The following is a 26,447-nucleotide window of genomic DNA, read 5'->3' on the forward strand; positions in this document are numbered from 1 at the left end:
TCGGCCCGGCCGGTCAGGACGTGTGCTCCGGTTGCGCTGGAGGGGGCTCGGCCCGGGGCCCGCGCAGCGCGGGCATCAGGACGCCGTCGACCAGCGACACGAGGAAGTCCCGGTCGAAGGGCCTGCGCTGGACGAGCGCGCGGTAGGCGGCCATCGACGCGACGACCTGGGAGAGGGTGTCGACGTCGGCCGTGGCCGCGGCCTCCCCGCGTTCGACGGCGCGCCGCATGAGGAAGCGGTGGGCCTCGGCCCAGGGCTGGACGATCGCGGCGCCGACGGCGTCGGCGGACGCCTCATCCTGGACGAGCAGCGAGGCCAGCCCCGCCATGATCCGGAGCCTGCGCTCGCCCTCCCGCGCCGACTGGGGCCGGAACAGGCCGAGCAGGTCCTCCCGGAGGTCGCCGGTGTCGGGCAGGCTCCCGGTGTCGACCTGCTCGCGCTTCATGCGCGCCACCGCGTCGATCACCAGTTCCGTTTTGGAGGGCCAGCGGCGGTAGAGCGTGGCCTTCCCGGCTCCGGCGCGGGCCGCGACGGCGTCCATCGTCAGTCCGGCGAACCCGGAGTCGGCCAGGACCTCCAGCGTCGCGTCGAGGATGGCGCCGTCACGGGAGCGGTCCCGCCTGCGTCCGGGGCGCGCGGGGCCGTCGCCGGTCGCGGCGGGGGTGCGGGTGTCGCTGTCTCGTGTCATGGCGGTCCCCTCCTCGTCTCACCGCTGGTCGGAACGATACACACCAGTTCCGGAACAGAGTAGTTCAGGAACGGAACAGTTCCGGAACTGGTTTGTATCGAAATGTCCGGACGGTGTGGCACGATGAGCCGATGCACCACGTGAGTGACGACGAACGGCGCGCCCGCATCGGGGTCCGGCACGCCCTGGCCGCGGGTTTCCACGCGGACTCCCCGGAGGCGGCCACGCGGGCGGTGACCGCGCTGCACGCCACCGAACCGGCCACCGTCTACCTGTCGTGCCGGGCGCGCGTGCCCTCGCTGACCGTGGCCGACCTCGACAGGGCGCTCTACCGGGAGCGGCGGCTGGTGAAGCAGCTGGCGATGCGGCGCACGCTCTTCGTCTTCCCGCGCGAACTGCTGCCCGCCGTGTGGCCGAGCGCCTCCGCGCGCGTCGCCGCCGCGGAGCGCGCCCGCATGCGCAAGGACCTGGCCAGGGAGGGGATCGCCGACGACGGCGACGCCTGGCTCGACCGGGCCCGGGCCGAGGTCCTGGCCCTGCTCGCCGACGAACCCGGGGGTCTGGTGGCCGCCGACGTGCGCCGGGCGGTGCCGAGGATCAACGTGAGGGTGGCGGGGTCGGCGGGAGAGGTCTGGTCGGCGCCGCGGGTGCTCACCCTCCTCGGCGCAGCCGCCGACATCGTGCGCGGTGCCAACACCGGCCGCTTCGCGGTCTCGCAGCCGCGGTGGACCCTGACCGGGCACTGGCTCGACACCGTTCCCGCCCCGTGGAGCGCCGCCGAGGGTTACCGGGAGCTCGTCCGCCTCTGGCTGCACAGTTTCGGTCCGGGTACCGAGGACGACATCGTCTGGTGGCTGGGGTCCACCAAGACGGCGGTGCGCACGGCTCTGGCCGAACTCGGCGCGGTCATGGTCTCCCTCGACGGCGGTGCCACCGGCTGGCTCCTGCCCGACGACCTGGGCGAGGCGGCCGACCCGGGCCCGTGGGTCGCCCTGCTGCCGGTGCTCGACCCGACCGTCATGGGCTGGCGCGGCCGGGACTTCTACCTGGGCCCGCACCGCGCGCAGCTCTTCGACAACCGCGGCAACGCGGGCACGACGGCCTGGGCGGACGGCCGCGTGGTCGGGACGTGGGTGCAGGACGGCTCCGGCGCGGTCCGGGTGCACCTGCTCGAACCGGTGTCGACGGCCACGCGCCGGGCCCTGGGGGAGGAGGCGGCGCGCCTGACCGAGTGGCTGGGCGGTGTGCGGATCGGCACCGGCTACGTGTCGCCCGCGATGAGGGCCGCCCGGGCCGCGTGGGAGTGAGGGCGGCCTGACCCAGCGGTGACGGGGCGGCCCTCCGGCTGCCGGGGGAGCGGTCGTCGCGTCCGTACCCCCGGCGCCGATTCCCGACCACGCACGCCGGAACCGGGCGGCGGGCTCCCGGTCCGCGGTCGCACCCGGCCTGACCGGAAAAGGCGGCGGTTTCGGCCGGTCCGGCGCGGGCCGTCAGGAGGAACGGTCCGTCGGGGACCGGAACGGGTGCTACGCGCGCACGGCTTCCGCGAAGCGGGCGGCGAGCCGGGGGTGACCGGCCCAGTGGACGTGCAGGTAGGAGGCGTGCAGCGTCGGCGAGGCGAAGCCCTCCGGCGCGCCCCCGATCTCCCACGCCGGACGGTCGCCGCAGGCGCCGGGGGTCGTCGCGGTGCGGTGGAACTCGTGCCCGGTGACCCGCTCCCCGGCCCGGGTCAGCAGGGTGTCCCCCGGTGAGACCGCCTCGGGGTAGCGCAGGGTGAGCCGCCCCGTCATCCGGGCGCGCGCGGGGACGGCCCCGGCCATGGGCTCGCCGTCCAGAGACTCGGCCAGGTAGAGCAGGCCCGCGCACTCGGCGACGGTCGGCACCCCCTCCCGCACCGCCTCGCGCAACTGGGTCAGCAGGCCGCGGTTGGCGGCGAGCTCACCGGCGTAGACCTCCGGGAAGCCGCCGCCGAGGTAGACGCCCCGGGTGCCCGGGGGCAGCGCGGTGTCGCCCAGCGGATCGAAGGCGACGACCTCGCACCCGGCGGCGGCGAGCAGTTCCTCGGTCTCGGCGTAGCGGAAGGTGAAGGCCCGGCCGCCCGCCACCGCGACCACCGGCCGCCGAGGCACGGGGGGCTCGTGGGGGCCGTGGTCCGTGTGGGCTGTGTGACGACCACAGGGGCCGCCGGGGACACGAGCCGTGTGGGGCTCATGGTCTGTGTGTGCGGCGTGGGAAGCGCGGGACGCCTCCCGCGCCCATGTCGGACCTCCCAGGGGAGTACCGGGACCCGAGTTCTCCCGTGCCCGCGCCGGGTCTTCGAGCTGGGCACCGGGACCCGAGTTCTCCCGCGCCCATGCCGGGTCTCCGAGCGGAGTACCGGGAACTGACGTCTCCCGCGCCGGGCCCCCGGGCGAGGCCCCCGTAGCGGGTGCCCCCAGCGCCCGTGCAGGATCCCACGGGCGGGCCTCCAACGCGGGCGCGGAGCGGGCCACGGCGAGCAGCGCGTCCAGGTCCACCTGGCGCGCGACGTGCTCCCCGAGCCGTTCGACCACGCGCGCCGACTCCGCCCGCTCCGACGCCGGGACCAGCCCCAGGTGCCGGGACGGGCTGGCGAGCCGCTCGTCGCGGTGGACCACGCCCAGGACCGGCAGGTGCGTGGCCCGGATGATCTCGGCGACGTTGCGCGCCGAACCCGCCTGGTTGAGGATCACCCCGACCACCTCGACCGCCGGGTCGTAGGCGGCCATCCCCGCCACCAGAGCGCCCACCGAACGCGACATCCGCGACACGTCCACCACCAGTACCACCGGTGTCCGCGTCAGGGCCGCGACGTGCGCGGACGAGGCGAACCCGTCGGTGCCCAGCCGCCCGTCGTGCAGGCCCATGACCCCCTCGACGACGGCGACGTCCGCGCCGCGCGCCCCGTGCAGCAGCAGCGGCACCACGCGTTCCTCGCCGACCAGGTGCGGGTCCAGGTTGCGGCCCGGACGCCCGGTGGCCAGGGCGTGGTATCCGGGGTCGATGTAGTCGGGCCCCACCTTGTGCCCGCTCACCGCGTGCCCGGCGTCGCGCAGCGCCGCCATCAGCCCGGTCGCGACCGTGGTCTTGCCCTGCCCCGTCATGGGAGCGGCGATCATCAGCCGGGGCAGCGCCGTCGGCCCGGCCGACCCCGGTCTCCCGGTGTCCCGGTCTCCCGCCGAACCCCCGCAAGCTCCGGGGGAGGTCACCACTCGATCCCCCGTTGCCCCTTGCGCCCGGCGTCCATGGGGTGCTTGACCTTGGTCATCTCGGTGACCAGGTCGGCGGCCTCCAGCAGCCGCGGGTCGGCGCGGCGGCCGGTGATCACCACGTGCTGGCGGCCGGGGCGGTCCCGCAGGGCGGCCAGGACGTCCTCGACATCGACCCAGCCCCAGTTGAGCGGGTAGGTGAACTCGTCGAGGATGAGCAGGTCGTGCGTCTGGTCGGCGAGCCTTCGCCGAATCTCCGCCCAGCCCTCGGCGGCGTCCGCCGCGTGGTCCTCGGCGTCGCCCTTGCGGCGGCTCCACGACCAGCCCGAACCCATCTTGTGCCACTCGACCGGGCCGCCCTCGCCGGTCTGCTCGTGCAGTTCGCCCAGGCGTTCCAGCACGGTCTGCTCGCCGATGCGCCACTTCGCCGACTTGACGAACTGGAACACCCCGATCCGCCAGCCCTGGTTCCAGCCGCGCAGCGCGAGGCCGAACGCGGCGGTCGACTTGCCCTTGCCGTCACCGGTGTGCACGGCGAACAGGGGCTGGTTGCGGCGCTGGCGCGTGGTGAGCCCGTCGTCGGGGACGACGAGCGGCTGTCCCTTGGGCATCAGGCGGCCCTCTCTCGTACGGCGGTGCCCAGCGCGTCGGCGCTGACCTCGCTGACGGGCATGTGGTCGGCGCCCAGACGGGCGGCCAGGGCGGCGGCCAGGCCCAGGCGCAGCGGCCCGGACTCGCCGTCCACCACGACGGTGGTCACGCCCAGTCCGGCGACGTGGTCGGCGGCGGCCATCGCGCGGCCCACCGCACCCTTGCCGCCGGTGGCCCGGCCGTCGGTGACCACGACCAGGAGCGGGCGCAGCCTCGGGTCCCGCAGCCGCTCGCGGCGCAGGACGCGGGCCGCCTCCTCCAGGCCCTCGGCCAGCGGGGTGCGCCCCCCGGCGGGCAGGTCGTCGAGGCGGGCGGCGGCCACGTCCACCGACCGGGTCGGCGGCAGGGCGAGTTCGGCCTCGCGCCCCCGGAAGGTGACCAGGCCGACCTTGTCGCGGCGCCGGTAGGCGTCCAGGAGCAGGGACAGGATCGCGGTCTTGACCTCGGTCATGCGCCTGCGCGCCGCCATGGAGCCGGAGGCGTCCACGCAGAACAGCACCAGGTTGGTCTCCTGCCCCTCGCGGACCGCGACGCGCAGGTCGCGGGGGCGCAGCCGCAGGCGGCCGCCGTGCTGGGGCCGCAGCGCGGCGGCCCGCACGGTCTCCACCAGGTGGACCGCGCTGCCCGAACCCCGTCCGGGCGCGGCGGCGCCGATCCGGCGGCCCCGCGTGCCCACGGCCCGGCTGCGCCTGCCGTCGGCGCCCTCGCCGGAGCCCCGCACGGTGAGCAGCCGGGTCCGGTAGGGGGCGGCGGCCCTGGCGGTGGCCGGTGGGGCGCCGGAGGGGCGGTGCTCGGGGGAGTCGTCCTCGGCGTCGTCGGGGGCGTGCTCGGCGGAGGCGGGGGAGTGCTCCCGGTCGGGCTCTTCGGCGCCGGGTGTCTCGGCGTCCCCGGCGCCCCCGGAGTGATCCGGGGGACCGGCGTCGTCGGAGGGGTCCTGTGGGTCCTGTGCGTCCGACGGGGCTTCGGAACCGTCGCCGTCGTCGCTTCCCCGCGGGCCCGGCGGCTCCGGGGGGTCGGGCGGCGGTTCCTCGTCGCCCAGGATCCGGTCCAGGAGCTCCTCGTCCAGTCCCGGCGCGTCGAAGGGGTTGCGTCGGCGCCGGTGCGGCAGGGCGAGCGTGGCGGCGCGGCGGATGTCGGCCCGGGTGACCCGGGTCCGGCCCGCCCAGGCCGCGTGCGCCATCGCCGTGCGCGCGGTCACGATGTCGGCGCGCAGGCCGTCCACGTCGTAGGCCGCGCACACCTCGGCGATCTTCAGCAGCGCCGCCTCGGACAGGCGCACCCGGCCCAGCGCCTCCCGGGCCGCCGCGATGCGTTCGGCCAGGGCCTTCTCCGCCTCGTGGTAGCGACCGGCGAAGGCGGCGGGGTCGGCGTCGTGGGACATGCGCCTGCGCACCACCTCGGCGCGGGTCGCGGGCTCGGACGGCGCGGCGACCTCGACGGTGAGCCCGAACCGGTCCAGGAGTTGCGGGCGCAGCTCGCCCTCCTCGGGGTTCATGGTGCCGATGAGCAGGAACCGGGCCGCGTGCTCCACGGAGAACCCGTCGCGCTCCACGGTGACCCGGCCGGTGGCGGCGGCGTCCAGGAGCAGGTCCACCAGGTGGTCGTGCAGGAGGTTGACCTCGTCGACGTAGAGGATGCCGCGGTGGGCCCGGGCCAGCAGACCGGGTTCGTAGGCGACCCTGCCGTGGGTGAGGGCCTGCTCCAGGTGCAGGGAGCCCAGGACGCGGTCCTCGGTGGCGCCGACGGGCAGTTCGACCAGGCGCACCGGGCGGCTCTCCACGGCCGTGCCGGACCCGAAGGGCCCGTCGGGGGAGTGCTGCGCCGGGTCGGCGGGGTCCACGGAGAACCGGTCGCCCTGGTAGACGTCGACGGGCGGCAGGAGGGAGGCCAGGGCGCGGACCGCGGTGGACTTGGCGGTGCCCTTCTCGCCGCGCACCAGGACGCCGCCGATCTCCGGCGAGACGCTGGTGAGGACGAGGGACAGGCCCAGGTCGTCGAGTTCCTCGGCGTCGCAGCCGACGATCGCGGAAAAGGGGTAGTGCGGTGACCGCAATGGCATGTAGAGGCTCCCGCTCATGTCGCCATCGGTAAGGGACGGGCGCGAGGCCGGTCTTCGGACTTGCCGGGTCCTTCCTGGACGGAAGGCTCGGTTCACCGCAGCGGGCCTGTGCCGGAGTCTCACCGGGCTTCCCAGATTCTCCCCGTCGGCCGTCCCCACCGTTTCCGATGGCTGGGCCGTTGGGGCACCTCACGCCTGCCGCCACGATAGCGTCCGAGGAATGAAGGATGACGCGCCCCCTCCCCCCGAACCCAGGATCACCGTCGTCGGCATCGGTGCGGACGGCTGGTCCGGTCTGCCCGAGCGGCTGCGCGCACTCGTCCTGGCCGCCGACACCGTGCTGGGCGGGCGCAGGCATCTGTCGATGCTCCCCGACCGGCCCCGGCAGCGCCGCCGGGCCTGGCCCTCACCCCTGCGCGAGGGCCTGCCGCCACTGCTGGCCTCACTCGACGCCGTCTCAGCCGGCAGTGCGTCCACCGGCGGCGCGTCCGCTGGCCCCGCTTCCGCCGACACCGCTTCCACCCGCAGCGCCTCCCCTGACACCCCCTCCACAGTGGCGCTGGCCTCCGGCGACCCCCTGGTGTCCGGTATCGCCACCACCCTGATCGACCTGCTGGGCGCGGACGCCGTGCGGGTGGAGCCCGCCGTCTCCTCGGTCGCCCTGGCCCGCGCCCGCATGGGCTGGCCCGCCGAACGCTGCGCCGTGGTGGGCCTGGTCGGCCGCGACCCCCGCCTGCTGCTGCGCCAGCTCGCCCCCGGCCACCGCGTCCTGGTGCTCTCCTCCGACGGCGCCACCCCCGCCGCGGTCGCCGCCCTGCTGGTCGGCGCGGGCTACGGCGCCAGCCGGATGACCGTACTGGGCGACCTGGGCGCGGACTCCGAATCGCGCCTGGAGACTACCGCCGACCACTGGCTCGCCTCATCTCCCGGCACGGTGCCCCCGCTGCACGTGCTGGCCCTGGAACTCCTCGGCCCGCCCGGATACGGCCTGGTCGCGGGGCTGCCCGACGACGCCTTCGAACACGACGGGCAGCTCACCAAGCGCGACCTGCGCGCCTCGGCGCTGGCCCGCCTGGCGCCCTCACCCGGCCAGCACCTGTGGGACGTGGGCGCGGGCGCGGGATCGGTCGGCGTCGAGTGGATGCGCGCCCACCCCTCCTGCACCGCCACGGCGGTGGAGGCCCACCCCGGACGGGCCGCGCGGATCGGCCGCAACGCGGGCCGCCTCGGCGTTCCTGGTCTGGAGGTGGTCACCGGCCGCGCGCCGGACGCGCTGGCCGGGCTGCCCGCGCCCGACGCGGTGTTCGTCGGCGGCGGCGCGACCCGGCCGGGCGTGCTCGACGCCTGCCTTGGGGCGCTGCGGCCGGGAGGTCGGATCGTGGTGCACGGGGTGACGCTGGAGACCGAGCACCTGCTCGCCGACGCCCATCGGCGCCACGGGGGCGAGCTGACCCGGATCGCCGTCGAGACCACCGCGCCCATCGGCGCGTTCACCGGCTGGACGCCCGCCCGTACGGTCACCCAGTGGTGCCTGGTCACGCCCTCCCGGCAACGACCGGAGTGACCGCGCCCCCGGGCTGGTCGGCCGCTCCCGGCCGGGGCGGATGTGGCACACCGTGGCGGCGGTGCGGTCCGCTTTCCGGCGCCCGGTAGGGCTTGGGCTTCTCGGATTTCCGCTTCGGACGTACCTTCGGCCCTTCCCCGGCGTTACTCTGGCCAGAAGCCGTGTCCGCGTCGTCGCTCACCACCACGGACATCACCCAGGGGGCTTCATGACCGTCGTAGAGCACCACCCGCCGCCCGGAACACCAGCGCTTCCGATGAGCCCGGAGCTGTTCGAGCACCTCGCCGGACAGGCGTTCGAGGCCGACCGTGTTCGTATGGAGATGTTCAACGGGAAGGTCTGGGTCCACAAGGTGACCGACGGAGCGCACGCGGGGATCCTCGCGTGGCTGATGCGTGAGTTCATCGCTCACCGTCCTGACCTGGACCTCATCACCAGCGGACTGGGGATCAAGGTCGACACCTACCGCAACGGGCGTGCCCGCCCCGACGGCATCCTCGCCCCGGTCGGCCACTTCGACCGGGCGGGCGAATGGGCCGACCCGGAGGGTGTCCTGGCCGTGGTCGAGGTCACCTCCTGGGACGCCGACACCCATGCCCGCGACCGTGTCGAGAAGCCCGCCGCCTATGCGGCTACCGGTATCGGCGTCTACCTGCTGGTGGACCGGGACGCCGATGCCGTCGTGGTCCACAGCCGACCCGTCCGCGGCCAGTACCTGGACCGGAGCACCCATCCCTACGGTGAGGCCGTCCAGATCCCCGGAGCCGACGTCACGTTGGACACCGAAGCACTCAAGCGGTTCGTCCGCTGACACCGACGATCCGGGCAGGGGGCGGGCCGGTCCGACCGCCCCTCACCGGCGCCACGGGGACGAGCTGACCCGGATCGCCGTCGAGACCACCGCGCCCATCGGCGTGTTCACCGGCTGGACGCCCGCCCGCACGGTCACCCAGTAGTGCCTGGCGGTGCTGCCCTGACCCTCCGCTGCGCCGCTTCGCGCCCAGGCGCCGGAGGCACGGGAGCCCTCGGCCCCCGCGCACGCCCCCCTACGCGACCCCGCCCGCGGGACCTCCGGAACCCCTTCGGAGCCCTCCCTATCCGCTGACCCGCGGCCGGGCCGGGTCGTAGAGGTAGGACTCACCACCCCTCTCCGGATCGAGCGCCCGCCCCACCAGGATCACCGCCGCCTGACGGAACCCGGCCTCCTCCACCGCGTCTGCCACGGTGGAGACCGTGCCGCGCAGCACCGCCTCGCCCGGCTGGCTGGCCCGGTACACCACGACCACCGGGCAGTCGCCGCCGTACTCGGGTTCGATCTCGGCCATCAGCTCGCGCACCCGCCGGATCGCCAGGTGCAGCACCAGCGTGGCCCGGGTCGCGGCGAACGCGGCCAGTGACTCGGTCCCGGGCATGGCGGTCGAGCGGGCCCGCGTCCGGGTCAGCACCACCGACTGGGCCACCAGCGGCACGGTCAGCTCCCGCCCCGCCAGCGCCGAGGCGGCCGCGTACGCGGGCACCCCGGGCGTGACGTCCCACGCAACGCCGTGCGCGTCGAGCCTGCGGGTCTGCTCGGCCAGCGCCGAGTACAGCGACGGGTCGCCGGAGGTGAGCCGTACGACGTCGCGGCCCGCGGCGTGCGCGCGGACCAGGTGGTCGGTGATGCGGTCCAGGTCCAGGCCCTGGGTGTCCACCAGTTCCGCGCCGGGCGCGCAGTGCGTCAGGACCTGCGGGTCCAGGTAGGTGCCGGGGTAGAGGACCACGTCGGCCCCGGCGAGCATGCGCGTGGCGCGCACGGTCAGCAGGTCGGCGGCGCCGGGCCCCGCGCCCACGAAGTGCACGGTCACGGCTTCACCCACCTGGGGGTCCACACGCGGCCCGACCCGGTGACCCGGGTTCCGGACGCGCCGACGATGAGCAGGCAGCGCATGTCCACGGCGGCCGGGTCGAGTTCGCCCAGAGTGGTCACCGTCAGGGACTCGCCTTCGCGGCCCACGTCGCGGCCGACCACGACCACGGTGTCGGGTTTGCGGTGCTCCAGCAGGATGCGGCGCGCGGTGACGATCTGCTCGGTCCGGGACCGGGAGGCGGGGTTGTAGACGGCCAGAGCCAGGTCGGCCTCGGCGACGGCGCGCAGCCGCCGCTCGACCACCTCCCACGGTTTGAGGCGGTCCGACAGGCTCATCACCGCGAAGTCGCCGCCCACGGGGGCGCCCGCGCGGGCCGCGACCGCCTGGACGGCGCTCACCCCCGGCACCACCCGGACGGGCACGCCCCGGTAGGCGGGGTCCTCGGCCGCCTCGAACACGGCGGTGGCCATGCCGAAGACCCCGGCGTCCCCGCCGGAGACCACGGCCACGCGTTCGCCGCGCCCGGCCAGGTCGAGGGCGAACCGGGCGCGCTGGAGCTCGACGGTGTTGCCGGAGGCGTGCCGGGTCAGCCCGGGGCGCTGCGGGACCCGGTTGACGTAGGGGCCGTAGCCCACCACGTGGTCCACCCCGGCCAGCGCCGCGCTCGCCTCGGGGGTGAGCCAGTCCCCGGGGCCGGGGCCCAGGCCCACGACCAGCAGTTCGGCCGCCGGTCCGGCGGCCTCGGACGCCGTGCCCGCCGCCGGTCCTGCGGAACCGGGCGTCGCCCCGGCCGCCGGTTCCGTCAGCGCCCGCGCGTCCGCGCCGACCCGCCGGGAGCGCGGGCCGTTGCGGCTGTCCCCGGTCACCAGCACCAGGGAGAAGTAGGGCACCGTCGCCGGGTCGACCTCGGCCACCGGCAGCCGCCGCTCCCCGCCCATCGAGGCCCGCTCCACGTACACCGCGTGCTCCAGCCGACCCGCCGCTGCCAGGGCGCGGCGCACGGCCGGGAAGGTCCGGCCCAGCTTCATGACCACGGCCGCGTCGGTGTCGGCCAGGCGGCGGGCCAGTTCCGGTTCGGGCAGGGTGCCGGGCAGCACGGTGAGCACGTCGGTCTGCCGGGCCAGCGGGGCGGCCGCGGCGGCCGTGGCGGCGGCGAACGCCGGGACGCCCGGCACGATCTCGGTGGGGTAGCGCTCGGACAGCCGGTCGTGCATGTACATGTACGACCCGTAGAACAGCGGGTCGCCCTCCGAGAGCAGGACGACGTCGCGCCCGGCGTCCAGGTGGGTGGCCAGCCGCGCGGCGGACTCCTCGTAGAAGTCGGCCAGCGCCCCCGCGTAGCCGCCCGGATGGTCGGTCGCCCCGGTGGTCACCGGATACGTCAACCGCTCCTCGACCACCCCCTCCGGGATCAGCGCGTCGGCGATGCGGCGGGCGTTGGACTCCTTGCCCACACCCGCGTGGTAGGCGACGACGTCGGCCGCGGCGATGAGCCTGGCCGCCTTGAGGGTGATCAGCTCGGGGTCGCCCGGGCCGACGCCGACGCCGTGGAAACGACCGGTCATTCCTCCTCCTTGGCGAGTGCGTTGAGGGCCGAGGAGGTCATCGCCGAACCCCCGCGGCGGCCGCGTGCGGTCACGTAGGGGACGTCGACGCCGTGGCGGTCGCACAGCTCGGTCAGCGCCTGCTTGGACTCGGCGGCGCCGATGAAGCCGACCGGGCAGCCCACGATCGCCGCGGGGCGCGGAGCGCCGTCGATCAGCATCTCCAGCAGGTGGAACAGGGCGGTGGGCGCGTTGCCGACGGCGACCACGGCGCCGTCGAGCAGCGGCTCCCACAGCGACACCGCGGCGGCCGTGCGGGTGGTGCCCCACTCCCGGGCCAGGCCGGGCACCCGTTCGTCGCCCAGGAGGCAGAGCACCTCGTTGTCGCTGGGCAGGCGGCTCGCGGTCACGCCGGAGGCCACCATGCGCGCGTCGCACAGGATCGGCGCACCGGCCCGGAGGGCGGCGCGCGCCGCGGGAACCAGGTCGGGGTGGACGACGAGGTCGTCGGCGAGGTCGACCTGGCCGGTGCCGTGGATCATCCGCACGGCGAGCCGCTCGGCGTTGGCGGGCAGGTGGTCGAGCCGGGCCTCGCGCCGGATGGTGGCGAAGGAGTCGGCGTAGATGGCGGGACCGTCGTCGACGTACCCGTAGTGCCGGTTCGGTCTTCTGGGGGAGGTCACCGCGCCTCCCCGGGGACGTGGTCGGGCTGTCCGGGAACGATTCCGTGCCCTCCGGGAACGAGCACGGCGCGCCACGGCGTGACGACGAGTTCACCGGAACCGGCCCCGACGGCTTCGGCGGCGAGCGCTTCGGCGGCGGCCCGGTCCAGGCCGTCCTCGGACACGGGGACGTGCCGTCCGATCCCGGGCAGTAGGCCGTACGGCAGCGGCGGCGCGCGGTCGGGCAGCCGCGGGTCCGGCGGTGCCGGGTCGGTCAGGGGCGAGGGGAGTTCGGCGACGTGCCAGGGGGCGTCGGGGCCGTCGACGCGCCGCTCCAGGAACCGGTCGGCGAGGTGCACGAGCGCGGCCGCGGCCTCGTCCAGCGGCGTCAGCGGGCCCCAGTGCTCGCCGACCCTGAGCTGGGCGGTGTGCGCGTCGAGGGCGACGATCCCCAGGTCGCAGGGGCGCTCCAGCAGGTCGCCGCTTCCGTCGTCCAGGGCGAAGAGGAAGCGGCCGGGCAGGGCGGCGCGGTGCGGTTCGGCGCACAACAGAGTGTCCAGCTCGGCGGCCACGGGGCGCAGGTCTGCCTTCCCGCCCGCCAGTCCCGTGCACGGGGAGACCATGACGTTGCGGACCAGTTCGTGGGAGGGCGAGGGCAGCAGGCCTGTCCCCTCCAGGGCCCGGAGCACCTCGGGGGACAGCCGCCCCCCGTCTCCGGGCAGGGCGCGCAGCTGCACGTTGGCCCGGCCGGTGACGTGGATCCGGCCGTCGCCGTACTCCTGGGCCACGGCGGCCAGGGCGCGCAGCGAACGGACGGGAAGCCTGCCGCCGACGAGCCGGAGCCGCACCAGCAGCCCGTCGTCTGCGGGCCAGGGCCGCAGGGCGCCCGGGCAGCGGTCGCGCCGGGCGCGGACGGTGGGGGATGGGGATGGGGAACCCATCGGGGGCATGCGCGTCCTTCTGGTCAGGGACCCGTTCGCGGGGTCCGCGGTCGACCTGGCGGCCCGTCACCGCCAGCGCCAGCAGGTCTTCGGACTCGGGATCGACCGGTGCGGAGCGCCTTCCCGGAGCGTTGCGCTCCAGTGGCTGTCCCGGGGAACCGCGTCCCCGGGGCGTGCCCGCCCGTCACCCTCACCGCTGCGCGTCAGTCCCGGATTCGCACCGGGTTCCCTGCCCCACGAGGTGGAGTTCGACTGGCTCGACGAGGGTACCGTTCCCCTCCCGGGCCAGGTCCGGGGGCCTTCCCTCCAAGGGCCGCGGACCGGCGCCGCCCCGGGCGCCGTGGCGGAGTCCGGAGGCCCGCGAACGCGGCCCGCTCCCGGAGGCGGCGCCCTGGCACACGGCGCCGAAAGGCGCCCCGCGGGGCTGTCCGCGACCGAAAGCGGCGGTGCCCCGGCCCGCGGCGGCGCGTGTTTTCGGGCCTGATTCCGGTACGTGTTCGAGCGCGACAGCGGTGGTGACGGCGGGTGTGGAGCCTTACGGGGGCTTTGCGGGGATTTTAGGGTTTCCTGTTTCGGGCAGTGGGACGGGCCAAGGGCGGTTCACACCAGTACGCCGCTCTCACGGGGACCACCGAAGGAGGAAGAGCATGAGCGCCAGTGAGAAGGGTCGCAGCCAGGCCGAGATGGTCAAGGGCAAGGCCAAGGAGACCACCGGCAAGGCCACCGGCAACGACCGCATGAAGAACGAGGGACGCGCCGAGATGGCCAAGGGGCGCTTGCGCCAGGGCAAGGAGGACATGAAGAAGGGCCGGTAGGTGCCGCCTTCGCGGACGGTCGCGAACGGCCCCCTGCCAGCGGGCGCCTCCCGCCCGGCCGGCCGGACGGGGAGGGCCGCGAGCCCCCGCCCCGCCGGGGCCGCCGACCCGGCCGCCTCACGCCCGAGGGGAGCGGAGCACGTGCCTCGCACGTGCTCCGCTCCCCTTTCGCGTGGCCGCCCCGGGCGGGGCTCACGTCGTGGAGCGCTCCTGCTCCGGTTCGATGCGGCGGATGCCGAAGCCCCGGGTCAGCGGTGCCAGGAAGGCGATCAGGGCGGAGAACAGGAAACCGCCCCAGTTGAACACCGCCCACGGCAGGAACTCGAAGTTGGCCACGCCCAGGGTCGTGGCGAAGAAGACGCCCGACACCGTCCACGGCATCAGCACCTCGGTGATCGTGACCGAGTCCTCCATGCTGCGCGACAGGTTGACCGGGTGCAGGTTCCTGGCCCGGTAGGCGTCGCCGTAGACGTCCTTGACCAGGAAGAAGGTCACCAGGGCGTTGGAGGTGCCGTTGATGATGGTGAAGCCGGAGAGCAGGGTGGTGAGGATGAGGCTGCCAGTGGACCGCAGCTTGGCGATGAGCCCCTCCAGCAGGACCCGCAGCACGCCCGACTTCTCCAGCGCCGAGGCGAAGAAGAAGGCGCAGAAGACGAAGAACGCCGAGTTGTACATCGAGTAGAGACCGCCCCGGTTCACCAGCTCGGCCAGGACGTCGGAGACCCCGTCCCCCTGCGGCAGCATGTCGGTGGTGAAGCCGGAGACGACCGCGGCGAACAGGTCGCCCGCGCTCGCACCCTGGACCAGCAGCGCGATCAGCAGCGCCGTCATGGACGACGCGAACAGCACGACCAGCGGCGGTTTCCTCATGATGGATCCGGCGAGCACGACAACCGCCGGGATCAGCAGCAGCGGGTTGAGGGTGAACAACCCGTTCAGCTCGGTGACGACCTCGTCGACGCCGCCCAGGCCGGCGGGCGAGGCGGTGATGGTGGTGCCCGCGAGCAGGAAGACGACGGCGGCCAGCACCGACGAGGGCACGGCCGTGTAGAGCATGTGCCGGATGTGCTCGTACAGGTTGGCGCCCGCCGCGAGCGAGCTCATGTTGGTGGTGTCCGACAGCGGCGAGAGCTTGTCCCCGAAGTAGGCGCCGGACACGACCGCGCCCGCCGTGATCGCCAGCGACGCGTCCATCGTCTGGGCCACCCCGATCAGGGCGACCCCGATCGTGCCGCCCGAACCCCAGGATGTGCCGGTGAAGGTGGAGACCAGCGCGGTGGCCAGGAAGGCCAGCACGTACAGGTAGGACGGGTTGATGAGCTCAAGGCCGTAGTAGACCATGAGGGGGATCGTTCCGGCGATCATCCACGAGCCGATGAGCATGCCGATGCTGAGCAGGATCAGGACCGCGGGCAGGGCGCTCTTGAGCTTGTCGCCCATGTTCGTCAGCACGTCGTCCCAGCGCACGCCGTGCCAGAGCGCGAAGACGGCGAACACCACCCCCGCGAAGATGAGCATGAGCTCGGCGGGGTACTTCAGGACGCCGATGCCGCCGACCAGAATCGCGACGGTGATGACCACGGGGACGCACGCCGCCGCCACGCCGGGTCGGCGGACGTTCTCGTCCGGGGGGTTAGCCATCTACTTTCCTCTCGGTGATGACCGCTTTCGGTCTTCTACAGTGCGGTGAAGGCCCTTTCGAGATCCTCGATCTGGCTGTCGGCCCCTTCCAGGCCCACGGAGAGGCGGACCATTCCGGGTGAGAATCCCTTCTCCCGCATCGCCTCCTCGTTTCCGGGCCGAACGGGTGCGGTGACCAGGCTTTCGTAGCCGCCCCAGCTCGCGCCGATCCGGAACAGCGACAAACGGTTGACGAAGGCCGCGACCTTCTCGAAGGAGGGGTCCTTCAGGTCGAAACTGAGCAGCCCGGAGAAACCGCTGAACTGGTTCCTGATCAGGGGGTCGTCGGGCCGGTGGTCGTGGTGGGGGTGGTGGATCGCCGCCACCTCGGGCCGGGTCGCCAGGTAGTCGATGACCCGCACGGCGCTGCGCTCGTGCTCGGCCATCCTGATCGGCAGCGTCCGCAGCCCGCGCAGCACCATCGACGCCTCGACGGCCGACATGACCGAGCCCAGGAGCTGGAACCCGGTGTAGAAGAGGTCGCGCACGAAGGAGGCGGGGCCGATCACCGCCCCGCCGAGGACGTCGCTGTGACCGCCGATGTACTTGGTGCACGAGTGGATGACGATGTCCACCCCGGCCAGGATCGGCTTCTGGAAGAGCGGCGTGGACCAGGTGTTGTCCATCACGGTCCAGATCCCCCGGGCCCGGGCGGTGCGGGTGATCGCGGCCACGTCCAGGACCTTCATCAGCATGGTCCCGGGGCTCTCGACGTAGACCAGCGCCGTGTTCTCCCGCAGGTGCTCCTCGATGTCGGAGGTGCCGTCGGGGAGCACGGTGTGGTCGATGCCGAAACCGCGCAGGTGCTCGGCCATCTCCAGGGCCGGGCCGTAGGTGCTGTTGACGAAGAGGATGTGGTCCCCACCGCGCAGCAGGCTCATCAGAACGGCGCTGATGGCGCCCATTCCGGAACCGAAGCACTTACAGGCCTCGCCGCGCTCCAGAAGGGCCAGCCTCTCCTCCAGAAAGGCGACCGTGGGATTGGCGCCGCGGCTGTAGACGTACCTCTCGTGTTCCTGTTCCTGCTCTTCGATGAACGCCTCGAACGAGGGTTTGGTGAAAATGCTGGTCTGGAACACCGGAGGGGCGACCGCGCCGTGGACGTTCTCCGCCCCCTCCCACGCGCTCATGCAGATTTCCCTGTCGGACCTGTCCACCGTTGCCCTCCGGTCGGCTCGTGGGCGCGGTCGTGCGGGCGCGGCGGGGGGAGGGTTTCCGACCCGCCGCCGCGCCCGCCGTCGCCGCCCGTGCGCGGGCGGTGCCCGCGCTCGTGTCGGTGCGGTCGGCGGCCGTCCGGGGTCGGACACACCGCTCGCACGCGTGCTCTCGGCAGGGCCGCGCGGTCGAGACGACGCGGGCCCGTGCCGGTGCGGTCATCTTGTAGTACAAGCTGCTAGGTAGTCAATGGGGTGGCGCCGGTCCGCCCGCGGGCCCCGGCGTCTGTACGCTGAGGATTCGGCACATCCCTCCAGTGAAGGACGAGGCGTACACGATGGGATCAGCGTCGCCGGGAACCCAGGGCGAAGGGCTCGCGGGCCGGTCCCAGCCGCGGCACGCCCGACCGAACTCGCTGACCTCTCAGGTCGTCGCCTTCGTGGAGGAGCTGTGCGTGGGCCCCGACGCGCAGCCGGGCAGCCAGCTGCCCTCGGAGAAGGAACTGGCCGAACGCTTCGGGGTGAGCCGGGTCGTGCTGCGCGAGGCGCTGAGGACCCTGGAGGCCAAGGGCCTGATCCACCGCCGCCAGGGCAAGCCCGCGGTCATCGCCTCGCCCAACGCCCTGCCGGTGGAGAACTTCGTTGCCCTGTCGGTGCTGCGCGACCGCCGGGCGCTGATGGAGTTCACCGAGATCCGCAAGGCGCTGGAGGTGCACGGCGCCCGGCTGGCCGCGCAGCGCATCGCCGGGCCGGAGGAGGAGCAGACCCGCGAGGACATCGCCCGGGCACGCCGGGCCATCGCCGACATGCGCGCCGCGCCCCTGGACGTGCCCAACCGCGTGCGCACCGACTTCGCCTTCCACCAGGCCCTGATCGCGGCCTCGGGCAACCGGAGCCTCACCCAGATCCTGGACGCGCTCGAACGGTCCCTGGCCGACAGCCGCGAGCAGAGCCACCGCCGGTTCCTGGCCACGGCGCAGGACCCGACGGTGTCGGCGACCGAACACGAGGAGGTGCTGGAGGCGGTGCTGAGCGGCGACCCCGCCCGCGCGGTGGCGGCGATGGAGGAGCACCTCCAGGTCACCCTGCGCGAGATCGAGACCCGCCCCAAGGCGGAGGGGGCGCGCGAGGACCGGGACTGACGGGACTCTGGTCGCCGCTCCGGTGGAGCGCCCTAACCCGCCGCCCCCGCCACGGGCAGGGTCAGGCGCAGCGTCAGCCCGCCGCCCGGGGTGGTCTCGGGCAGCAGCGAGCCCCCCATGGCCTCCATGAGCCCGCGCGAGAGCGCCAGGCCCAGCCCGAGCCCCGTGGATCCGTCGGTGTCCCCGAGCCGCTGGAAGGGCACGAACATGCGCTCGCGCTCGTGCTCGGGCACCCCCGGCCCGTGGTCGTTCACCAGCAGTTCCACCTGGTCGCCCGTCCAGGAGGCGGTGACCGAGGGCGGCCGGTCGGGCGGGCTGAAGCGCAGGGCGTTGCCCACCACGTTGGCCAGCACCCGCTCCAGCAGGCCGGGGTCTGCCGCGACCTCCGGCAGTTCCTCGGGCACCCGCACCCGCACGGCGCACCCCTGTCCGCCCAGGTCGTCCAGGACCGCGAACACCGACTCGCGCAGCGACAGGCCCGTGACCGTCACGCCCAGCACGCCCGCCTGGAGGCGGCTCATGTCCAGCAGGTCGGTCACCAGCCGGGTCAGGCGGTCCAGGGACTCGTCCGCCGTGGCCAGCAGTTCGGCCTGGACCTCCTCGCTGAAGCGCACCTCCCGGCTGCGCAGACTGGTCACCGACGCCTTGGCCGAGGCCAGGGGGGCACGCAGGTCGTGGCTGACCGCGGCCAGCAGCGCGGTGCGCATCCGGTCCGCCTCCGCCAGCGTCCCGGCCGCGGCCGCCTCCTGGGCCAGCCGCTCCTGGCGCAGCGCGACGGCGGCCTGCGCGGCGAAGGCCTCGATGATGCGCCGCTCGCCCGCGCGCGGCCGGTGCCCGTGCAGCACCAGGGTCAGCCCCTCGTCCACCGGCACGTCCGCGTCGGCCCCGCCCGGGGCCCCGCGGGGGCGCTCCCCGACATAGGCGACCGCCTCCCACGCGGCCGGGTCGTTGCGGTGGTCGGGCCGGGAGGAGGCCTGCGGCCTGCGCTCCAGCAGGGCGACCGACTCCAGGGAGAAGGTCTCGCGCAGCCTCTCCAGCAGCGCCTCCAGGGGCCGCGAACCCCGCAGCACGCTTCCGGCCACCGTGGCCAGGGTCTGGGCCTCGGCACTGGCCCGCGCCGCCTCGCGGGTGCGCCGCGCGGCCTGGTCGACCACCACGCTCACGGCCACGGCCACGAACACGAACACGACGAGGGTGAGCAGGTTGCCCGGCTGGTTGACCACGAGGGTCTCGTACGGCTCGGTGAAGAAGAGGTTGAGCACCACGAACCCGCTGAACGCCGCGGCCAGCGCGGGCCACAGCCCGCCGACCAGCGCCGTCGCCGTCACCGTGGCGAACACCAGCAGGATTCCGCCGCTGAGGTACTCCTCGCTGTGGGGGACTCCGGTGCTGAACACCAGCAGCGCCAGCGCGGTGAGCGCCAGCGCGTACCCCGCCAGCCTGCGGCGGCGCGAGACCGCGCCCGAGCGCGTCCGCCCGGAACCGCGCTCGGCCTCCTCCAGGGTGACCAGGTGGACGTCGATGGACTCCGACAGCGCCGCGGTGGCCGCGCCCACCCCCGGCCGCAGCAGACGGGCGAGCCTGCCCCGGCCGCTCGCGCCCAGCACCAGCTGGGTGGCGTCCGCCCCCTGGGCGAACGCGGTCAGCGCGGCGGGCACGTCCTCGCCCAGGACCTGGTGGTAGGTGCCGCCCAGGTCCTCCACCAGCACCCGCTGCCGGGCGAGCATGGCGGGGTCGGCGCCCACCGGGCCGTCGCCGAGCGCCACGTGCACGGCCAGCAGTTCGACCCCCTCGCCGCGCCCCGCGATCCGGGCGGCCCGGCGGATCAGCGCCTCCCCGCCGGGGCCTCCGCTCAGGCCCACGACCACGCGTTCGCGGGTCTGCCACGCCGGGGCCGCGCGGTGCCCGCCCCGGTGGCGCCTCAGCTCGTCGTCCACGCGTCCGGCCAGCCACAGCAGCGCCAGCTCGCGCAGGGCGGTCAGGGTGTCGACCCGGAACCGGTGGCCCAGCGCGGCGTCGATCCGGTCGGGGCCGTAGACGTTGCCGTGCGCGAGCCGCCGCCGCAGGGCCTCGGGCGTCATGTCCACGAGTTCGATCTGGTCGGCCCCGCGCACCCACGCGTCGGGTACGGTCTCGCTCTGGCGGGTGCCGGTGACGCGCTCGACGACGTCGTTGAGCGACTCCAGATGCTGCACGTCGAGCGTGGACAGCACCGTGATCCCCGCCTCCAGCAGGGCCTCGATGTCCTGCCAGCGCCGGGCGTTGCGCGCCCCGGGGGCGTTGGCGTGCGCGAGGTCGTCCACGAGGACGACCTGCGGGCGGCGGGCCAGCACGGCGTCCAGGTCCATCTCCTCCAGGCGGGCGCCCCGGTGGGTCAGGACCGCGCGCGGGACCGTCTCCAAGTCGTCCACCATCGCCTCGGTCATCGCCCGGCCGTGGCTCTCCACGAACCCGATGACCACGTCGGCGCCGCGGTCGCGGCGCCGGTGCGCCTCGTCCAGCATCCGGTAGGTCTTGCCGACACCGGGCGCCGCGCCCAGGTAGACGCGCAAGTGGCCGCGTGTCATCGTGTGCCCCCTTCCGGCCTCCCCATCCTGACTGGTCACGGAGGTGCTTTCGGACATTTCACTGCTAACGGGGCGCTAAATCCGGCGCCGGGGCCGGGAGGGAGCGTTAGCGTGCCTCTCGTACCGGCCGCGCCGCGCGGAGTCGTCGCGGCGCCGGTGCCGTCGCGACCTGCGGACACGGCGCCCGCACCGCCGCCGTCCGCCGACGCGGCGCGCCTAGCATCGTGAACGCGGGGCCCCGCCCGGGGCGTCCGAACGGGGGAGACACGGACCAGCATGGACACGGACACCGGCACCGGCGCGGACGGAGCGCCCTCGGTCCTGGTCGTCGACGACGACCCCCTCATCCGCAGGACGCTGGAGGTGAACCTGCGGGCCCGCGGCTACACGGCCTACCTGGCCGACACCGGTGAGCACGCGCTGCGGCTGGTGGCCCGCCACCGCCCCGACCTGCTCCTGCTCGACCTGGGCCTGTCCGGGATGGACGGCCTGGAGGTTCTGCGGGGGCTGCGCGGGTGGACGGACGTGCCGGTGGTCGTGCTCTCGGGGCGCGACACCGAGCCGATGAAGGTCCGGGCGCTGGACCTGGGCGCCGACGACTACGTCATCAAGCCCTTCGGGATGGACGAGCTGTTCGCCCGGGTGCGCGCGGCCATGCGCCGTTCCGCGGTGCCCGAGTACGCGGCGCCGGTGGTCACCGCCGACTTCACGGTGGACCTGGCCGCCAAGCAGGTCCTGCGCGGCGGTGAGCCGGTGCGGCTGACGCCGCGCCAGTGGCACATCGTGGAGGTGCTGGCGCGCAACCCCGACCGCCTGGTCACCCACAAGCACCTGCTCAACGAGGTGTGGGGGCCCGCGTACGGGCGCGAGACCAACTACCTGCGGGTGTTCATGACCAAGATCCGCCAGCGCCTGGAGCCGGACCCGCCCCGGCCGCGCTACTTCCTCACCGAACCCGGACTGGGCTACCGGTTCCGGCCCGGCGGTGGCGGCGCCTGGGGAGGGGCCGCCGGGGGAGCGTCCGGGTCGGAATGCTGTGAGAGCGGGCCGGAGGACCGGGAGGCCGGGGCGGGCGGCCTGGAATCCGGGGCGGGTAGCCGGGAGAACGGCCGGTGAGAACGGGAACCGGTCAGCACCCGACGGGCCCGCGGCACCGGCGGGCCCCGCGGAACCCGGTCCGCGCCGGTGCCCGCGCGGACCGGAGACTGCGCGACCTGTCCGCATGGATCAAGCCGCCGCAGCTCACGGCGGCGGCCTTCGCCGCCCTGATCCTGGTCGGCGCGGGCCTGCTGTCGCTGCCCGCCGCCACCGGCACCGGGGAGCGCGCGCCCTTCGACACGGCCCTGTTCACCGCCACCTCGGCGGCCAGCGTGACCGGCCTGGCGGTGGTGGACACCGCCTCCTACTGGTCGGGGCTGGGCGAGGCGGTGATCCTGGCCCTGATCCAGGTCGGCGGGTTCGGCATCATGGCGCTGGCCACCGTCCTGACCCTGGTGGTCGGGCGGCAGCTCGGGCTGCGGATGGCGGTGCGCACCGGCTCGGAGGCCAAGGTGGTCACGCTGGGCGAGGTGCGCCAGCTGGTCACCGGGGTCCTGGTGGTGACGGTGGTGTTCGAGACGGCCCTGGCGGTGGCGCTGACGCTGCGCTGGTGGCTGGGGTACGGGCTGCCCCTGCCCGAGGCCGTCTACACGGGCGTCTTCCACGCCGTCTCGGCCTTCAACAACGCCGGGTTCGCGCTCTACGCCGACAGCCTCACGGGGTTCGCCGAGGACCCGTGGATCACGGTCCCGGTGGCCCTGGGGGTCCTGGCCGGAGGGCTCGGGTTCCCGGTGTGGGTGGAACTGTGGCGCTTCACCCGGCGCCGGGCCGAGCACCGCCACTGGACACTGCACGTGAAGATCACCCTGGTGATGACGGGGCTGCTGCTCGTGGTGGGGTTCGCGGCCTTCCTGGCCCTGGAGTGGACCAACCCGGCGACCATGGGCGGGCTCGACCTGCGCGGGAAGCTGCTCACCGCCTTCTTCCAGTCGGTGATGCCGCGCACGGCGGGCTTCAACAGCCTCGACTTCGGACAGATGAACACCCAGACGCTGCTGGTCACCGACATCCTGATGTTCGTCGGCGGCGGCAGCGCGGGCACGGCCGGGGGCATCAAGGTGACGACCTTCGCCGTGCTGGCCTTCGTGATCTACGCCAACGTGCGCGGTGAGCCCACGGTCCACGTGTCGGGCCGCCGCCTGGCCGAGGGCACCACCTCGCAGGCGACCACGGTGGTGCTGCTGGCGCTGGGTTTGGTGCTGGCGGGGACGCTGACGCTGATGACGATCACCCCGTTCACCCTGGACCAGATCCTGTTCGAGACGACGTCGGCCTTCGCCACGGTCGGGCTGTCCACCGGCATCACGGCCGATCTGCCGTTGCTGGGGCATGCGGTGCTGATGTTCTTGATGTTCGTGGGCAGGATCGGGCCGATCACGCTGGCCTCGGCCCTGGCGCTGCGCCGCCGCCCGCGCCTGTACGAGCTGCCCGAGGAGCGGCCGATCGTCGGTTGAGCGGTCAGCGGTGATCGTTCAGCCGTAGGCGCTGGCCAGCGCGCGGTCAGAGGTGAACGGTCAGCGGTGCACGGGACGCTGGAGCCGCGTCCCCGCTCCTGTCCGCTGTCACGCCGGTGGCGGGCGCGGCTGCCGAAGGGAAGTTTCACCCCTGCCGGGCGAGGGCGGCGGTGATCTCGGCGACGGTGGCCTTGGCCGTGCGCCCGGCACCGATGAGGGTGGCCGACGCGGCACCGGTCCAGTCCCCGTAGCCCAGCAGGAACAGCCGGGGTTCGGCCACGGAGCGGGTTCCCTCCAGCGCGATCCGGCCCCGGTCGTCCACCAGCCCCAGCGGGGCCAGGTGGTCCAGCACCGGCCGGAACCCCGTGCACCACAGGACGGCGTCGCAGTCCAGGGCCGTGCCGTCGTTCCAGGCCACACCGGTGCGGGTGAGGCGGTCGAACATCGGCTCGGCCTTGAGCGCGCCGCGCTCGCGCGCCTCGCGGACCCTCGGCACCGCCACGATGTCCCCGAGGCCGCCGACGCCCTCCGGGGCCCGCTCGCCCCGCTGCGCCGCCCGCTGCGCGCGGGTGGCGATGTCGAACAGGGCGCGCCCGTCCAGGTCGTCGGGCATGAACCGGGGCGGGCGCGCGGTGGCCCAGGTGGTCTCGGCCACCTCGGACAGTTCGGCGAGGATCTGGGCCGCGGAGTTGCCGCCGCCCACGACCACGACCCGCTGCCCGGCGAACTCCTCCGGCCCCCGGTAGTCGACCGTGTGCAGCTGCCTGCCCGCGAACAGCTCCCGGCCCGGAGCGCCGGGGACGTGCGGCGCCCGCCAGGTGCCGGTGGCGCTGATGACGTGGCGGGCGCGCCAGACCAGCAGCGGGGGAGTCCCGGCGGGGGAGCCGGGGGAACCAGTGGAACCGGGGGAACCGGGAGCGGCCGGTGGGGGTCCGCCGCGCGTTCCCCCCTCCTGCCGCCCGCCGCCGTCCACGGGCCGCTCCGCCGCGGAGCGGGGCGTCCCCGACGGGAGCCCGCGCCCGGTCCCCTCCCGGGCGAGCACGCGCAGGGCCCCGTCCTCCCGTTCGACCGCCTCCACGCGGACCGGGCGGCGCACGGGAAGCTCGTAGCGGCGCTCGTACTCGGCCAGGTAGCGGGCCACGTGCCCCGCGCCGGGGTACTCCCGGCCCTCCTCGGCCGGCATCCACCAGCCCGGCAGCATGCTGTGCTCGGCGGGGGAGAACAGCCGCAGTGAGTCCCAGTACTCGGTCCAGGACCCGCCCGGCGCCTCACCCGCGTCCAGGACGGCGAAGTCGAGCCCGGCCCGCCGCAGGAAGTACCCCGCGGCGAGCCCGGCCTGCCCGCCGCCGACCACCACCACGTCGTGCACGTGTTCCGCGTCGTCCATTGTCCGTCCCCCCGTCAGCGGTGCCGCGGCGACCGCCGCGCCCGGGTTCAGCAGACGCTGTCGCCCGGCTTGGGCACTCCCAGACCGAACAGGCTGCGGGCCCGCAGCCCCGCCCAGGTCCCGGCCAGGGCGAAGACCGCCCACAGCCACCCGTGCAGGCTGCCCGAACCGATTCCGGCCAGGTAGGCGCCGATGTTGCAGCCGCCCGCCAGACGCGCGCCGATGCCCATGAGGATGCCGCCCAGGAGTCCGGCGGCGACCAGCTTCCAGCTCAGGCCGGTGTGCAGCTTCCACGCCCCGGCGGCGGCCGCGGCCACGGCGGCGCCGAGGATGATGCCGATGTTGGTCAGGCTGGTCTTGTCCTGGAGCACCGGACCGGCGAGCTGCGCGGCCTGCTGGGGCTGGTTCCAGAACGCCCAGGTCTCGGGGTGCGCGCCCACCAGCTGGAGCGCCTTGGCGCCCCACAGGTTGAAGGCGGAGGTGACGCCCCAGGCGCCGCCGGAGACCAGCAGCACCGCCGCGCCGAGCACCGACAGCACCAGGGCGCCGACGATCATGGGCCAGCTGCCCCGGACCACGCGCAGCAGGCCCCGCGCCGAGGGCGGCGTGCCCACGGGCGGCGGGACGCGGCGGTTCTGCACGAGGCGGGTGCCCACGACCACGGCCGCCAGCACGGCGATGGTGATCGCCCAGGAGCCGCCCCACCCGACGTGGTCGGAGAGCAGGAACGGCGGCAGCGCGGGCAGGTCGTTGACCAGCGGCCACGCGGCGCTGTAGATCACCGATCCCGCGATGAAGCCGACGAGGGTGATGACGATGGCCGACTGGCCGGAGCCGACCGCGAAGAGCGTGCCCGAGGCGCAGGCGCCGCCCAGCTGCATGCCGATGCCGAACAGGAACGCGCCCAGGAACAGGGCGATGCCGATCGGTCCGGCCGAGGCCTGCGGGTCGTTGCCGAACAACCCGGTTCCGGTGCCGATGACCAGGGCGAACAGGGTCGCGGTGGTGCCCAGCAGCACGGCGTGCGCGCGCAGGCCGGTGCCGTTGCCCACGGCGAGGAACTGCCGCCAGGCGGAGGTGAAGCCGAACCGGGAGTGGAACAGGGTGAAGCCCAGACCCGTGCCCAGGAGCAGCAGGACGGCGGGCAGCGCGCCGTGGGTGTTCCACACGTAGGCGGCCAGGCCCACGGCCACGGCCAGGGCGATGCCGAGCGGCCACCAGCGGACCGGTTCGGCCTCGGCCGCGCGGGGCTGGGGCACGGACAGGGCCGGGCGCCAGCCCAGGGACAGGGCGGACGGGACGGGCGCGGCGGCGGCGTCCGGTGCGGCGTCCGCGGGTGCGGGTTCGGAGGCGCCGGGAGGCGCGGAGGGGTGAGTGGTCACGGAGAAGCTGTCCAAACGGTGACGGAGCGGGTGTCGGCCGTGGCCGAACGGGGACGGGGACACCGGTACCGCGGGGACGCCGGGCGCGGAGGAGACCGCGCGCAGGGGGAGGGTGACGGGGCCCGGTCAGCGCACGCCGTCGCGGCACCGGCGGCGACAGAGTCCGTCGTCGGTGCTCGTCAGCGACATGGAGATGAGCACCATGCGCAGGAAGCGGGCTTTATCGGACACGGGGCTCAGTGTAGGACAAAGTTCGGCGGGGGTGAGGAGACCGTGACGAAGCGCACGGACGCGCGCCGGTCCGGGACGCGGTGTGTGTCGTCCCGGAACCGGTGACGCGTACCGGCTCGCGGAGGGGATTCGCGCGGAATTCGCGCGGAATCCGTGCCGGATGTGCGGAATCCGCCGGGCGGCGTCGTTCCTGGTGGGCGGGTGTCGGGGGCTTGTGGTGCCCGGTGTCCGCGGCGGGCGGCCGGGCGGGTCCGTGTTTACCCGGAGCAGGTCGGGTAGACAGGGGGTTGTGCACCTGCGCACCCCGCGGACCACGGGGGCGGCCTTCGCGGCCGTGAGGTCCCGGGGGCACGG

The 26,447-nt window shown here is 74.5% G+C and carries 20 protein-coding genes and 2 riboswitches; of the genes, 7 read left to right on the forward strand and 13 right to left on the reverse strand.

All coding sequences use genetic code 11. The features are described 5' to 3' along the window. Nucleotides 1-13 precede the first annotated feature (13 nt). The gene (locus tag PV789_RS12510; protein ID WP_274977574.1) at nucleotides 14-688 is read right to left on the reverse strand and encodes a TetR/AcrR family transcriptional regulator; all 675 of its coding nucleotides are present in this window, start codon (nucleotides 686-688) and stop codon (nucleotides 14-16) included. Between the two features lie 131 nt (nucleotides 689-819). Between PV789_RS12510 and PV789_RS12515 the strand changes: the two genes are divergently transcribed. Further along, nucleotides 820-1,995: a winged helix DNA-binding domain-containing protein gene (locus PV789_RS12515; RefSeq protein ID WP_274977575.1), complete on the forward strand. Its 1,176-nt coding sequence runs from the start codon at nucleotides 820-822 to the stop codon at nucleotides 1,993-1,995. Between the two features lie 219 nt (nucleotides 1,996-2,214). Here the strand turns inward: PV789_RS12515 and PV789_RS12520 are convergent, their stop codons facing one another. The 3 genes from PV789_RS12520 to PV789_RS12530 form a co-directional block, all read right to left on the reverse strand. Then, nucleotides 2,215-3,825, reverse strand: coding sequence for a cobyrinic acid a,c-diamide synthase CobB (locus tag PV789_RS12520; protein ID WP_274977576.1), 1,611 nt, complete (start codon nucleotides 3,823-3,825; stop codon nucleotides 2,215-2,217). Between the two features lie 86 nt (nucleotides 3,826-3,911). Beyond that, a complete protein-coding gene (gene cobO, locus PV789_RS12525; RefSeq protein ID WP_061078750.1) occupies nucleotides 3,912-4,526 on the reverse strand; it encodes a cob(I)yrinic acid a,c-diamide adenosyltransferase in 615 nt (204 codons plus the stop codon). Then, complete coding sequence (locus PV789_RS12530) at nucleotides 4,526-6,619, reverse strand: VWA domain-containing protein (RefSeq protein ID WP_274978129.1); 2,094 nt, start codon at nucleotides 6,617-6,619, stop codon at nucleotides 4,526-4,528. Before PV789_RS12530 ends, cobO begins: the two co-directional genes overlap by 1 nt. A 34-nt stretch (nucleotides 6,620-6,653) precedes the next feature. After that, nucleotides 6,654-6,795: riboswitch (cobalamin riboswitch) on the reverse strand. 50 nt (nucleotides 6,796-6,845) lie between these two features. Between PV789_RS12530 and cbiT the strand changes: the two genes are divergently transcribed. Both cbiT and PV789_RS12540 read left to right on the forward strand, forming a co-directional pair. Further along, the gene (cbiT, locus tag PV789_RS12535; protein ID WP_274977577.1) at nucleotides 6,846-8,189 is read left to right on the forward strand and encodes a precorrin-6Y C5,15-methyltransferase (decarboxylating) subunit CbiT; all 1,344 of its coding nucleotides are present in this window, start codon (nucleotides 6,846-6,848) and stop codon (nucleotides 8,187-8,189) included. 208 nt (nucleotides 8,190-8,397) lie between these two features. Continuing rightward, complete coding sequence (locus PV789_RS12540) at nucleotides 8,398-9,000, forward strand: Uma2 family endonuclease (protein ID WP_274977578.1); 603 nt, start codon at nucleotides 8,398-8,400, stop codon at nucleotides 8,998-9,000. Nucleotides 9,001-9,283: 283 nt separating this feature from the next. On the opposite strand, the gene cobM is transcribed toward PV789_RS12540, so the two are convergent. From cobM to PV789_RS12560, 4 genes are read right to left on the reverse strand one after another with little or no spacing between them, the layout of a single operon-like run. Beyond that, on the reverse strand, nucleotides 9,284-10,045 hold the full coding sequence (gene cobM, locus PV789_RS12545) for a precorrin-4 C(11)-methyltransferase (RefSeq protein WP_274977579.1): 762 nt from the start codon (nucleotides 10,043-10,045) through the stop codon (nucleotides 9,284-9,286). Then, the gene (locus PV789_RS12550; protein WP_274977580.1) at nucleotides 10,030-11,601 is read right to left on the reverse strand and encodes a precorrin-2 C(20)-methyltransferase; all 1,572 of its coding nucleotides are present in this window, start codon (nucleotides 11,599-11,601) and stop codon (nucleotides 10,030-10,032) included. The genes cobM and PV789_RS12550 overlap by 16 nt, the downstream gene beginning before the upstream one ends. Further along, nucleotides 11,598-12,263 carry a precorrin-8X methylmutase gene (locus PV789_RS12555; protein WP_274977581.1) on the reverse strand — a complete coding sequence of 222 codons (666 nt, stop codon included), beginning with the start codon at nucleotides 12,261-12,263 and terminating at the stop codon, nucleotides 11,598-11,600. Before PV789_RS12555 ends, PV789_RS12550 begins: the two co-directional genes overlap by 4 nt. Continuing rightward, complete coding sequence (locus tag PV789_RS12560) at nucleotides 12,260-13,192, reverse strand: ferredoxin-like domain-containing protein (protein ID WP_274977582.1); 933 nt, start codon at nucleotides 13,190-13,192, stop codon at nucleotides 12,260-12,262. The genes PV789_RS12555 and PV789_RS12560 overlap by 4 nt, the downstream gene beginning before the upstream one ends. 54 nt (nucleotides 13,193-13,246) lie before the next feature. Further along, nucleotides 13,247-13,454, reverse strand: a riboswitch (cobalamin riboswitch). 376 nt (nucleotides 13,455-13,830) lie between these two features. Here PV789_RS12560 and PV789_RS12565 point away from each other — a divergent pair. Beyond that, complete coding sequence (locus tag PV789_RS12565) at nucleotides 13,831-13,998, forward strand: CsbD family protein (RefSeq protein WP_130397637.1); 168 nt, start codon at nucleotides 13,831-13,833, stop codon at nucleotides 13,996-13,998. A gap of 192 nt (nucleotides 13,999-14,190) precedes the next feature. Here the strand turns inward: PV789_RS12565 and nhaC are convergent, their stop codons facing one another. Both nhaC and PV789_RS12575 read right to left on the reverse strand, forming a co-directional pair. Continuing rightward, nucleotides 14,191-15,639, reverse strand: coding sequence for a Na+/H+ antiporter NhaC (gene nhaC / locus PV789_RS12570; RefSeq protein ID WP_274977583.1), 1,449 nt, complete (start codon nucleotides 15,637-15,639; stop codon nucleotides 14,191-14,193). Nucleotides 15,640-15,674: 35 nt separating this feature from the next. Then, nucleotides 15,675-16,808, reverse strand: a complete 1,134-nt coding sequence (locus PV789_RS12575) for a trans-sulfuration enzyme family protein (RefSeq protein ID WP_274977584.1) — start codon at nucleotides 16,806-16,808, stop codon at nucleotides 15,675-15,677. Between the two features lie 362 nt (nucleotides 16,809-17,170). Between PV789_RS12575 and PV789_RS12580 the strand changes: the two genes are divergently transcribed. Further along, nucleotides 17,171-17,974: a FadR/GntR family transcriptional regulator gene (locus PV789_RS12580; protein ID WP_274977585.1), complete on the forward strand. Its 804-nt coding sequence runs from the start codon at nucleotides 17,171-17,173 to the stop codon at nucleotides 17,972-17,974. A gap of 32 nt (nucleotides 17,975-18,006) precedes the next feature. Here PV789_RS12580 and PV789_RS12585 read toward each other — a convergent pair whose 3' ends face one another. After that, on the reverse strand, nucleotides 18,007-20,541 hold the full coding sequence (locus PV789_RS12585) for a sensor histidine kinase (RefSeq protein ID WP_274977586.1): 2,535 nt from the start codon (nucleotides 20,539-20,541) through the stop codon (nucleotides 18,007-18,009). 276 nt (nucleotides 20,542-20,817) lie between these two features. On the opposite strand from PV789_RS12585, the gene PV789_RS12590 reads away from it, so the two are divergent. After that, nucleotides 20,818-21,657, forward strand: a complete 840-nt coding sequence (locus tag PV789_RS12590) for a response regulator (RefSeq protein WP_475468621.1) — start codon at nucleotides 20,818-20,820, stop codon at nucleotides 21,655-21,657. Next, nucleotides 21,654-23,093 carry a TrkH family potassium uptake protein gene (locus tag PV789_RS12595; RefSeq protein ID WP_274977587.1) on the forward strand — a complete coding sequence of 480 codons (1,440 nt, stop codon included), beginning with the start codon at nucleotides 21,654-21,656 and terminating at the stop codon, nucleotides 23,091-23,093. The genes PV789_RS12590 and PV789_RS12595 overlap by 4 nt, the downstream gene beginning before the upstream one ends. A 145-nt stretch (nucleotides 23,094-23,238) precedes the next feature. On the opposite strand, the gene PV789_RS12600 is transcribed toward PV789_RS12595, so the two are convergent. Together PV789_RS12600 and PV789_RS12605 are read right to left on the reverse strand one after the other, a co-directional pair. Then, complete coding sequence (locus PV789_RS12600) at nucleotides 23,239-24,480, reverse strand: FAD-dependent oxidoreductase (RefSeq protein ID WP_274977588.1); 1,242 nt, start codon at nucleotides 24,478-24,480, stop codon at nucleotides 23,239-23,241. 47 nt (nucleotides 24,481-24,527) lie between these two features. Then, nucleotides 24,528-25,862 carry a YeeE/YedE family protein gene (locus PV789_RS12605; RefSeq protein ID WP_274977589.1) on the reverse strand — a complete coding sequence of 445 codons (1,335 nt, stop codon included), beginning with the start codon at nucleotides 25,860-25,862 and terminating at the stop codon, nucleotides 24,528-24,530. Nucleotides 25,863-26,447: the final 585 nt, after the last annotated feature.

Source organism: Nocardiopsis camelliae (assembly GCF_028993595.1).
Lineage (GTDB): Bacteria > Actinomycetota > Actinomycetes > Streptosporangiales > Streptosporangiaceae > Nocardiopsis > Nocardiopsis dassonvillei.